This is a genomic window from Streptomyces sp. 3211.6, assembly GCF_003634815.1.
Classification (GTDB): Bacteria; Actinomycetota; Actinomycetes; order Streptomycetales; family Streptomycetaceae; genus Streptomyces; species Streptomyces katrae_A.
The window spans coordinates 4,996,885-5,007,984 of the sequence record NZ_RBXC01000001.1; the positions used below are offsets into that span (position 1 = coordinate 4,996,885).

Consider the following 11,100-nt stretch of genomic DNA (forward strand, 5'->3'; position numbering starts at 1 on the left):
TCTCCCACCGCTGTGGGAATCCCCGACCAAGGCTTTCCCAGAGCAGCACACGCCTGACCGACGGGCGGGAGCCACTGTCCCGGCCACCGCCCGTCAGCCCCCCTGGGGAGCGCCCGCGCTCCCCGGGACAGGCCGTGTGCGTCTGCTGACGGCGGGCCTCCCTGTCCTGGAGGCCCGCCGTCAGGCGTTCCCGGGGCTCCCGCTTCGAAATGCTGTGTGAGTGGGTGGGTGCTGGCGGGGCGGGGGGCGTCCCGGGAGGATCTGGGCATGGCACTGAAATGGCAGGGGTGGGTGGTCGGCCTCGTGGGCCTGGCCGGCCTCCTGGTGTTCGCCCCCCTGGGCCTGTACGTCTGGGCCAGCAGCCCGTCCCGCCCGGCCGACGCGACCGCCGCGCCCCCGCAGGTCCGGGTCACCGACTGCCGCATCGACCCGGCGAGCCGGCGGGTCCTGGCGTCGGTCGAGGCCCGCGGCGGGCAGGGCGCGTACCTGGTCACGGTCGAGTTCCGCGACCGGGAGCCGTCGGCGTCGGCGTCGGCCTCGGCGTCGGCTGGGGACGCCGGCGCCCGCGTGTCCCAATCCCTGGTCCGGCTCCCCGGTCTCGCCCCGGACACCCCGCCCGCCCGCACCGAGGCCGTGGGCCCGGTCTGGCCCCCGTCGACGGCACCATGGTGCGGGGTCGCGGGGGTGGCGCGGGAGGGCGAGGGGCGGGGGTGAGGGCGCGCCATCTCCCCCTCGAGGGGCGGGGATTGGGCGGCGCCTGCCCACCCGCCTCCCCGGGTGCGGGTGGGCGGGTCGGGGGGCGGCATCCCGCCGAGCGGTGACGGGACACCCGACCGGAACCGGGGGCGGCCGGGGCCTCACTCAGCGGTCTCAGGGAGGGGTTGGGGGTTTCCCGTCAGTATCATCGTCCTTCCGCGTCGGGCCGCCCTGTCAAGGGCGCTCCTTCGTCGCGTCGCTTCGCGATCGCCTGCGGCGACCCTTGACAGGCCGTCCCGCCGCGAAATGCCGAAGACTGCCGGGAAACCCCCAAAGGAACGGGACGGACGTTCATAGGGCATCCGGCGGCATCAGCGACCAGGCGGGATGGTCGGGGGCCGCCTCGCCAAGCATCCGGGCCGATGAGGGAGCGAACCGGGGCCGCGATTCGCGACAGATCGCTACGCGCTCCTCCCGTCTCAGCGTCCGACGACCGTCTGGGGCTGCTGCCCGCAGGAAAGGACGACGGAATCGTCATCCGGGGCCGGTGGGCGCATCAAATCGCTACGCGCTCCTCTGATTTCGGCGTCCGACGGCCGCCTGGGGCCGATACCTGCACCAAATGCCAACCAGAAGGGCATCCGGGAACAGCGGGCGCAGGAGATCGCTACGCGCTCCTCAATTCCCGGCGTCCGACGGCCGTCCGGGGCTGCTCATCCGGCTCGCCCAGGGGTTCCCGTCCCCGTTCGCGCCCGTCTGGATCGCCGAAATGGTGCGTCGGAAGAGCTGAGTTCGGCAGGAGCAGCGCCTCCGGCTCGGTTTCAGCCGCAGGTTCATCCCTCTTCAGGCGAGGACTTCTCCCGAGGGTGGATCAGTACGCTGACCGCAGGATTCGGGCGGTCGTTCTGGATATCGGAGAAACCCTCACGCGTGACGATCGCTACTGGGCGTCCTGAGCCGACGCCGACGCGGTCCGCCTCCTACGGCCTGACATCGACATCTCCGCCGAGTACGCGGCCCGTCAGGCGGCGGCCCGAGGCGAGTGGCTCGATGAGACGGATCTGTGCGAGGACGTCCGACCGGCGCTGTCCGCCCTCCGGGCGGCGAACGACCTGGTCGACATCGTGAACCCGAGAGGGCTCAAGTCCCGTCCTATTGACGGCCTGTAGCGGTCGAGGTCGGCGCAGCAGGTGAAGCACCAACTGGCCCTAACACCGATCGTCAGTCATCTGTCGCGGATATCAGCCCCGGACGGCCGCCGGACGCCGAACGGGAGGAGCGCGTAGCGATCTAACGCGCCCATCGGTCCCGCATGCCCATCCCTTCGTCCCTGGGTGAAGGCAGCGACCCAAGACGGTCGCCGGACGCCGAGACGAGAGGAGCGCGTAGCGATCTCCTGCGCCCGCTGTTCCCGGATGCCCTTCTGGTTGGCATTTGGTGCAGGTATCGGCCCCAGGCGGCCGTCGGACGCCGAAATCAGAGGAGCGCGTAGCGATTTGATGCGCCCACCGGCCCCGGATGACGATCCTGTCGGCCTTTGGTGCGGGCAGTGACCCCAGGCGGCTGGTAGACGCTGAGATGAGAGGAGCGCGTAGCGATCTGTCGCGGATCGCGGCCCCGATTCACCGGCTCGTCGGCCTGGATGCTTGGCGAGGCGGCCCCCGGCCCCCCGGCTGGTCGCTGAGGGAGCCGGATCGTCAATGAACGTCCGTCCCGTTCCTTTGGGGGTTTCCCGGCAGTCTTCGTTTTTCCGTGGCGGGACGGGCTGTCAAGAGTGGAGCGCAGCGACATCGCGTAGCGACGCGACGAAGGAGCGCTCTTGACTGACCGGCCCGACGCGGAAGGACGATGAGACTGACGGGAAAGCCCCAACCGATCTCTGAGACCGCTGAGTGTGGTCCCGGCCATCCCCGGTCCCGGTCGGCCGTCCGGTGCCGCCCGGTGGGATCCCGGCCCCAGCCCACCGGCCCGCAGACGGGGAGGCGGGTGGGAAGGCGCCGCCCGGCCCCCACCCCTCGAGGGGGAGATGGCGTGCCCGGGCCGCGGGGGTGTGGCGCCCGGTCCGGAGCCTCCGCGGCCCCGGACCGGGGCCGTCAGGGGGTGCCGGCCAGGTGGGCGGCGGCTGCGTGGGTGTCCATGCGCTGGGCGGCGAGGATGGCCACGGCGGTGTCGGCGCGGGAGGCGGCGACGAGGAGGGCGCGGGCGGCGAGGTCGTGGGCGCGGCGGTGCAGCGTGGCGGTGTCGGCGCCGTCGGGCAGGGCCGGGTAGGTGACCCGTACCGGCTGGGAGCCGCGCAGGCGGGTCACCTGCTCCGCGATGCGGGCGGCGCCGCCGTCCTCCAGGCCGAGCTCGTCGGTGACGGCGAGCAGGGCCGCGAGGTGTCCGGCGAGCTGGATGTCCAGGGCTTCGCCGCGGCTGCTGTGCGGGTACTGGGGTGCGCTGTGGCTGCCGTCCACGTCGTGGACGGCCGACTTGGAGCGGATCGGCTCGTACATGAGGAGGCCTCCTGCGGGGTCAGGAGACCATCCTACCTTGGATCCGTTCTAAAGTTGAGTTGCATCCGGAGTCTGGGACGGGCGCCGTCCCCGCGCGCCCGCCCGCCGTCCGTCAGTGCTGGCCGTACCCGTCCAGGAACTGGCCGATCCGGGTGACCGCGTCCGCGAGGTCCTTGGCGTTGGGCAGGGTCACGATGCGGAAGTGGTCGGGTTCGGGCCAGTTGAAGCCCGTGCCGTGCACGACCATGATCTTCTCGGCCCGCAGCAGGTCGAGGACCATCTGCCGGTCGTCCTTGATCTTGTAGACGGACGGGTCCAGCTTCGGGAACAGGTACAGGGCGCCCTTCGGCTTCACGCACGTGACGCCCGGGATCTGCGTGAGCAGGTCGTACGCCGTGTCGCGCTGCTCCAGCAGCCGCCCGCCCGGGAGCACCAGGTCCACGATCGACTGCCGGCCGCCGAGCGCGGTGGCCACCGCGTGCTGCGAGGGCATGTTCGCGCACAGGCGCATGTTCGCCAGGATCGTCAGGCCCTCGATGTACGAGGCCGCGTGCTTCTTCGGGCCGCAGACCGCCATCCAGCCGGCCCGGAAGCCGGCGACGCGGTAGTTCTTCGACAGGCCGTTGAAGGTGAGGACCAGCAGGTCGGGGGCGATGGCGGCGGTGTTGGTGTGCGTGGCGCCGTCGTAGAGGATCCGGTCGTAGATCTCGTCGGAGCAGACGATCAGGTTGTGGCGGCGCGCGATGTCCGTCAGGCCCCGCAGCATCTCGTCGTCGTAGACGGCGCCGGTGGGGTTGTTCGGGTTGATGATCACGAGCGCCTTGGTGCGGTCGGTGATCTTGCGCTCGATGTCCGCCAGGTCGGGCATCCAGTCGGACTGCTCGTCGCACCGGTAGTGCACGGCCGTGCCGCCCGCCAGGCTGACCGAGGCCGTCCACAGCGGGTAGTCGGGGGCGGGGACCAGTACCTCGTCGCCGTCGTCGAGCAGTGCCTGCATCGACATCTGGATCAGCTCGGAGACGCCGTTGCCGAGGTAGACGTCCTCGACGCCGAGCTCGATGCCCTTGGTCTGGTAGTGCTGCATGACCGCGCGCCGGGCCGACAGCAGGCCCTTCGCGTCCCCGTAGCCGTGGGCGTTGCCCAGGTTGCGGAGCATGTCCTCAAGGATCTCCGGCGGGCACTCGAAGCCGAAGGCCGCGGGGTTGCCGGTGTTGAGCTTGAGGATGCGATGACCTGCCGCTTCGAGCCGCATCGCCTCTTCGAGGACGGGTCCGCGGATCTCGTAGCAGACATTGGCGAGTTTCGTTGACTGGATCACCTGCATGACGGGAGCTTACGGGCCTCCCCGATCCTCCGCTTGGGCATTCCGCCAGGAGGCGGGGGAGGGAAATGCCCGTTTTGCTTTTTGCTTGGAGTGATGGACGGGTGCCGTCCCCGTCCACCCTTGGAAACGGCGGCCGCCCGCCCGCTGGACCTGCGGATCGAGCGGGCGGGCGGTACCGGGGATCAGCCCGGTGTTGCGCTCGTCACGCCGCCCGGCCCCCGGCCAGGAACGCCCGCGCGAGCTCGACCCGGCTGTTCACCCCGTACTTCGCGAACGCGTGCCGCAGGTGGGTGTCCACGGTGTGCGGGGAGAGGAACAGCCGGTCGGCCACCGCCCGGTTCGTCAGCCCCTCCACCACCAGCCGTACGACCCTCAGCTCGGACGGGGTCAGCTCCACGTCCGGCTCCCGCTGCGCGCCCTCGCCCGGCCCGGCGGAAGCGGCCACCGCCCCGGGGCCCAGCCGCTCCAGCCGCCCCCGCACCCGGGCTATCTCCCGCCGGGCCCCCATCCCCGTGTACGCCGCCAGAGCCTCCTCCAGCAGCCCGGCCCCCGCGGCCCCCGCCGCGGCCCCGGCGTCCTCCAGTGCCGAGGCCGCCGCGAGCCGGCGCGGGCCCTCCCGCATCGCCTCGGCGGCCGCCGCCAGGGCGGCGGGGTCCCCGTCCACCAGCCCCGCGGCCTGCGCGGCGAACGCCGCCAGGGAGCCCACGCCCGGGTTGGCCTCCGCCAGCCGCCGGGCCGCGCGCACCGCCGTACGGGCGCCCTCCGCATCGCCGGCCGCCAGGGTGATGCGGACCAGCTGGACCGAGGCGCACGGCTCCTCCGACAGGAAGAGCAGCGACCCGTCGGGCGAGGGCGACAGCGACGACAGCACCCCCGAAGCCGCCTCCAGCGCCTCCCCCGGGCGGCCGTCGGCCTCCAGCTGGAGGGCCGTGATCCAGTCCACGAAGGGCGGTATCGCCCCCAGCGACCCCATCGCGTGGTGGCGGGACTCGCGGATCAGCTCGGCCGCCGCCTTCCGCTCGTCGCGCAGCAGGGCGATCCGCGCCAGCAGGGCCAGCAGGTGCGGGGCCACGGCCCGGGCCGAGAGCTGGTCGGCGACCCGGGCGCCGGCCTCCGCTTCCGCCTGGGCGTCCTCCAGGAACCCGCTCGCCAGCTTGAGCGCGGCCCGGTTGAGCGACCACAGCGGGTGCGACCAGGCGCTCCCGATCCGCTCGGCCTCGCGCCGCCCGAGCTCGTTGACCGCGTCGGCCTCCCCGAACCGGTCGGCCGAGGCCAGGGCGCGGGCCAGCCACAGCCGGGGGTGGCGCCGGCGGACCTCGGCGCTGCCGGTCTCGGCGAGCTGGACGGCCTCGCCCGCCAGGGCCAGCGACCCGGCGATGTCCCCGCGCCCCCGGGCGGTGGCGCTGCGCGCGACGGTGGCGAAGACCACCGCCGAGTCGGCGCCTGAGGCGCGCCCGGCCTGCTGGGCGGCGAGCGCGGACTGCTCGGCGGCCTCGATGCCGGGAAAGGACAGCAGGGCGTGGGACTGTACGGCGTACAGCTCGGCCCGGACCGCGCCCAGTGCCGTCGGCGCGGCCAGGGCCCGGCCCACGTAGTCCAGGACGACCCGGTCGTGCCCGGCGTGCTTGAGCGCTTCGGCGAGGGCCAGCAGCATGGCGGTCTCCTCGCGCGGGTCCAGCCCGCCGCGCAGGGCCCGTTCGCCCAGCGCGCGCGCTTGCCCCAGCCGGCCGGCGCTGGCCAGGAGGCGGACGGCCTCGGTGAGCAGCCGGGGCCGCTCGGGGGAGTCCTCCTCGATCAGGTCGAGGAGCTGGAGCATCAGGTCGGCGGCGATGCCGGACGACTGGGCGGCGGCCTCCCGGACGGCGAGGTGCAGGGTGGCGATGGCCTCGCGGTTGCCACGCTGGCCGCCGCGCGCGAGGTGCTGGGAGATCTCGGCGGCGGGCCGGCCGGTGGCGCGGAGCACGCCCGCGGCCTCCTGGTGCAGGGCGTGCCGGACGGGTCCGGGCAGGGCTTCGTAGACCGTCTCGCGGATCAGGTCGTGCCGGAAGCGCAGCTCGGAGCCGGTGCCGATGAGCATGCCCACGGCGACGGCCTCGCTGACGGCGCTGTTGAGCTCGGCGCCGGACAGCCCGAGCAGCCCGCCGGCCTCGGCGACGCTGAAGGGCCGGGCGAGGACGGAGCCCACCTCCAGCACCCGCCGGGCGGGTTCGGAGAGCCCCGTGAGCCAGCCGCGCGAGAGGGTGGAGGGCGGCTCGGACTCGGGCCGGGACAGCAGCTCGACGAGCAGGAACGGGTTGCCGTCGCTGCGTTCGGCGTGCGCGAGCAGCCGGGGCGAGGGCGCGCTGCCCAGGGTGCGGGCGCACAGTTCGGCGACCTCGGCCCCGGACAGCGGGGCCAGGCGCAGGCGTTCGGCGCCGTCGGCGACCAGCCGGTCCGTCAGGTCGTGGACGGGGCTGGGCTCGGGGGCCGGCCGCAGGGCCAGCAGCCACAGCACCTCGCTGGCGTGCAGGGTGGGCAGCAGGATGCGCAGGGCCTGGGCGGTGAGTTCGTCGGCCCAGTGCATGTCGTCGAGCACGACGGCCAGCGGGCGCCGCCGGGCGGCCTGTTCAATGGCTTCGGCGATGCGGTGGACCAGCCAGAACCGGCCCGACTCGGTGAAGCCGCCGCCCGCGAGGGAGGCGAGGGTGTCGCGGTCGAGGACGGGTGCGGGGCCGGTGCTGAGGGCGCCGAGGAGGCTGGCCATGGGGACGACGTGGTCGAGTTCGGTGGCCTGGCCGCGGGCGACGGCGACGCCGTGCCGGGCGGCCCGCCGCTCGCTCTCGGCGAGGAGCCGGCTCTTGCCGAGGCCGGCGTAGCCCTCGATGACGACGCAGCCGCCGATGCCGTCGCGCACCCGGTGCAGGGCGCGGTCCAGCGTGCTCAGTTCGTTGCTCCGGCCGACGAGTGGACTCTCGTGCTCGGACAGTGTGGACACGGTGTGTGACGCCTCCCCCGTCGGGCGGGTGCCCGACTTCATGGCCCGTCGTCGCGTGGGCCCCCGCGGTTGCCGTTGGTCGTCCCGGCCAGGGACCGGGGCGAGCAGACGCTAACCCGAACCGGCGAGTAGGGCGCCGTCGCGTGCCGGAGGCGACGTGCCTGGTGAAGCGGGTGTTCCGGTTGGATGCGCCGCCTCTTCCCGGCCGGTGACGGGGCGTCGCACGGCCCCGGTGCGGCCCCTGTTCGGCCCCCGCGCGGCCCCCCGCGCGGTCGCCGCTCGATCCCTGCCCCGTCGCCGCTCGATCCCCGCCCGGTCTCCGCTCGATTTTCCGCGTGACCTGCCATCCCGTGCGCGATCACGCCCCGGATCCCGTGTTCGCGTGATGGGCGCCGGTGTCAGCGGAAGGCAAGGTTTGCGTCAAGCCGGCAGCCACGCAGCCGCAGCCGCCTAACGGGAGGAAGAACGATGTCGCTGCACCACGCATACGGTCGAGAGGCCCGGCTCCACAGGCTCTACCACGAAGGCAGCCGCCGCCTGTTCGTCGTTCCGCTGGACCACTCGGTCACCGACGGGCCGCTCCAGCTGCCCGGCGGGGTGAACCGGCTCGCCGGGCAGCTGTCCGGCTCCGGTGTGGACGCCATCGTCCTGCACAAGGGGAGCGTCCGGCAGGTGGATCCCCGGCACTTCGCGGAGACATCGCTCATCGTCCACCTCAGCGCCAGCACCCGCCACGCCCCCGACCCGGACGCCAAGTACCTGGTGGCGAGCGTGGAGGAGGCCCTGCGGTACGGCGCCGACGCGGTCAGCGTCCACGTCAACGTGGGCGCGGAGGACGAGCGGGGGCAGATCAAGGACCTCGCCACCGTGGCGGAGTCCTGCGACCGCTGGAACGTGCCGCTGATGGCCATGATGTACCCGCGCGGACCGCGCGTGACCAATCCCTACGACCCCGAGCTGGTGGCGCACGCCATCACCCTCGCCGCCGACCTGGGCGCGGACATCGTGAAGACCGTGTACGTCGGCAACCCGGCGGAGATGTCGGACGTGGTCAGCGGCGCGCAGGTGCCGGTGATCGTGGCCGGCGGGCCCCGCCTGGACACGCCCGAGCTGGTCGCCGGCTACGTGGAGGAGGCCCTCAAGGGCGGCGCCGCGGGCGTCGCGATGGGCCGCAACGTCTTCCAGGCCGCCGACCCGGCGGCGCTGGCCCGCAGGCTCGCCGACCTGATCCACGCCGACGGGCGCACCCCGTCCTGGGAGGCCCCGGCCCCCGCCGGGGTGCGTGCGCCCGCCACGGTCTGAGAGCCGGACGGACACGGCGGGCACCCGGCCGGGCGCGACGGCACCCGGACGGCCACCCGCGCACCCGTACCCCCGCCCCCGCACCCGCAGGCCCGCACCCGCAGGCCCGCCCCACCCGGAGCGGTCCCACGCCGACCGGCACCGCCCCGCCCCGTCCCGCCCCGTCCCGCCCCGTCCCGTCTCGACCGCCGCCCCAGAGGGGCGCGGCCGTTCCCCGGGCCCGTCCCGGGCCGGTCCCGAGCACGCCTCTAGCGCCCGGACCCGTACCCGCGTGACCGCCGCACGCCCCGCCGCGCCTTCGCGCGGCCCGGGGCCGGCGTGCACGCCGACACAAAACGACGCATACCCCCGCCCCGTATGCCCCCGCTTACGTGCATGCCGACATGCACGTACATCCACAAGGAGTCACGAAGTGAAGCTCAGCTGGGTCGACATCCGCTCCGTCGGTTCCGCCAAGGACGCCATCGTCCAGGAGGCCATCCACGCCCGGATCGACGGCATCCTCGCCGACGACGCCGCCGACTTCGAGGGCCTTCCGCCCACCGTCAAGAAGATCCTCTTCCCGCAGGGCAAGGCGCTGCCGGAGTCCTTCGGCGCGGCCGACGTGGTCATCGTCGACCCCGCCAAGCACGGCGAGACCGCCGAGCTGGCGCTGCGCCACCCCGAGGTGGAGTTCGGCCGGTTCGTGGAGATCGTCGACGCCGCGACGCTGGAGGACGCCTGCCAGTCCGGCCGCACCGAGAAGTGGAGCCTGCTCCTCTTCCGCGACCCCACCAAGATCCCGCTGGAGATCGTGATCGCCGCGGCCGCCCGCGCCCAGGGCTCCCTGATCACCGTCGCCCAGGACGTCGAGGAGGCCGAGATCATCTTCGGTGTCCTGGAACTCGGCTCCGACGGCGTGCTCATGGCCCCGGCCAAGGTCGGCGACGCCACCGCCCTGAAGGCCTCCGCCGAGGCGGGCGTACCCAACCTCCAGCTCACCGAACTGACCGTCACCGCCACCGCGCACGTGGGCATGGGCGAGCGCGCCTGCGTCGACACCGCCACCCACTTCGGCGAGGACGAGGGCCTGCTGATCGGCTCCCACTCCAAGGGCATGATCCTGTGCGTCAGCGAGACCCACCCGCTGCCGTACATGCCGACCCGCCCCTTCCGCGTCAACGCCGGCGGCATCCACTCCTACACCCTCGGCAACAACGAGCGCACCAACTACCTCAGCGAGCTCAAGTCGGGCTCCCGGGTCACCGCGGTCGACATCCACGGCAACACCCGCCTGGTCACCGTGGGCCGCGTCAAGATCGAGACCCGTCCGCTGATCTCCATCGACGCGGTCGGCCCCGACGGCCGCACCGCCAACCTGATCCTCCAGGACGACTGGCACGTGCGCGTCCTCGGCCCGGGCGGTGTCGTCCTCAACTCCACCGAGCTCAAGCCCGGCGACGTGGTGCTCGGCTACCTGCCGACCGAGGACCGGCACGTCGGCTACCCGATCAACGAGTTCTGCCTCGAGAAGTGATCACCCGGTGACCCCCGTGCCCCCGGCCCCGACGCCCCCGCCCGTCTTCGACTTCCACGCGCGCCTGGTCCCGCAGGAAGGCGCGGCAGCCCGCCTGCTCGGCACCATGGACGCGCACGGGATCACCCGGGCGGCCGTCTCCGCCGGGGGCACGATCCCCCTCGACCTGCTGTCCCGGCAGCTGGTCGAGGGGGGCCACATCGAGACCGACGCCGACAACGACGCGGTCCTCGCCGCCTGCCGGACCTCCGGCGGCCGGCTGGTCCCCTTCCACTTCGCCAACCCGCACCGGGAGCCCGGCGCCTACGCCGGCCGGGCCGCCGAGTTCCGCGGCCTGGAGATCTCCCCCGCGGTGCACGGCGTGCCCTTCGCGGACCCGCGCACCCACGCCCTCGTCGAGATCGCCGAGCGGCACCGCCACCCCGTCTACACGGTGTGCCTGCACCGCCCCGGGGCCATGGTCCGCGACCTGGCCGCCCTGGCCGCGGCCTTCCCCCGGGTCACCTTCGTCCTCGGCCACTCCGGCGTCGGCGAGATCGACCTCCACGGGATCGGGCTGATCAAGGACAGCCCCAACGTCCTGCTGGAGACCTCGGGCGGCTACTCGGCCGTCATCCGGCTGGCCGTCGAACGGCTCGGCGCCCGCCGGCTGCTCTTCGGCACCGAACACCCGCTACAGCACCCCGCCGTCGAACTCGCCAAGTACGCGGCCCTGGGCCTGGAGCACCGGCAGCTCCGGCAGATCCTCTGGCACAACGCGGCGGACCTGCTGGGGCCCGAAGACCCCTTGTGA

At 73.5% G+C, this 11,100-nt stretch carries 7 protein-coding genes and 1 pseudogene; 5 read left to right on the forward strand and 3 right to left on the reverse strand.

Translation table 11 applies throughout. The features are described from left to right. Window positions 1–267: 267 nt before the first annotated feature. Together BX286_RS23235 and BX286_RS37535 are read left to right on the forward strand one after the other, a co-directional pair. The gene (locus BX286_RS23235) at window positions 268–714 is read left to right on the forward strand and encodes a hypothetical protein (protein WP_121016217.1); all 447 of its coding nucleotides are present in this window, start codon (window positions 268–270) and stop codon (window positions 712–714) included. An 872-nt stretch (window positions 715–1,586) separates the two neighbouring features. Beyond that, window positions 1,587–1,799, forward strand: a pseudogene (locus BX286_RS37535) (HAD family hydrolase); the annotation flags it as partial. Window positions 1,800–2,789: 990 nt separating this feature from the next. Here BX286_RS37535 and BX286_RS23250 read toward each other — a convergent pair. The 3 genes from BX286_RS23250 to BX286_RS23260 all read right to left on the reverse strand — a co-directional run bounded on the left by BX286_RS23250 (window position 2,790) and on the right by BX286_RS23260 (window position 7,489). Beyond that, the gene (locus BX286_RS23250; RefSeq protein WP_079429492.1) at window positions 2,790–3,191 is read right to left on the reverse strand and encodes a hypothetical protein; all 402 of its coding nucleotides are present in this window, start codon (window positions 3,189–3,191) and stop codon (window positions 2,790–2,792) included. A gap of 112 nt (window positions 3,192–3,303) precedes the next feature. Next, window positions 3,304–4,515: a pyridoxal phosphate-dependent aminotransferase gene (locus tag BX286_RS23255; RefSeq protein ID WP_100862992.1), complete on the reverse strand. Its 1,212-nt coding sequence runs from the start codon at window positions 4,513–4,515 to the stop codon at window positions 3,304–3,306. A gap of 202 nt (window positions 4,516–4,717) precedes the next feature. Next, window positions 4,718–7,489, reverse strand: coding sequence for a helix-turn-helix transcriptional regulator (locus BX286_RS23260; protein WP_187344179.1), 2,772 nt, complete (start codon window positions 7,487–7,489; stop codon window positions 4,718–4,720). A 468-nt stretch (window positions 7,490–7,957) separates the two neighbouring features. Between BX286_RS23260 and BX286_RS23265 the strand changes: the two genes are divergently transcribed. The 3 genes from BX286_RS23265 (at window position 7,958) to BX286_RS23275 (ending at window position 11,100) form a co-directional block, all read left to right on the forward strand. Beyond that, window positions 7,958–8,791 carry a 2-amino-3,7-dideoxy-D-threo-hept-6-ulosonate synthase gene (locus tag BX286_RS23265; protein ID WP_079429495.1) on the forward strand — a complete coding sequence of 278 codons (834 nt, stop codon included), beginning with the start codon at window positions 7,958–7,960 and terminating at the stop codon, window positions 8,789–8,791. A gap of 412 nt (window positions 8,792–9,203) precedes the next feature. Next, on the forward strand, window positions 9,204–10,307 hold the full coding sequence (locus tag BX286_RS23270) for a 3-dehydroquinate synthase II family protein (protein ID WP_079429496.1): 1,104 nt from the start codon (window positions 9,204–9,206) through the stop codon (window positions 10,305–10,307). Window positions 10,308–10,314: 7 nt separating this feature from the next. Then, window positions 10,315–11,100 carry an amidohydrolase family protein gene (locus BX286_RS23275; protein WP_261993497.1) on the forward strand — a complete coding sequence of 262 codons (786 nt, stop codon included), beginning with the start codon at window positions 10,315–10,317 and terminating at the stop codon, window positions 11,098–11,100.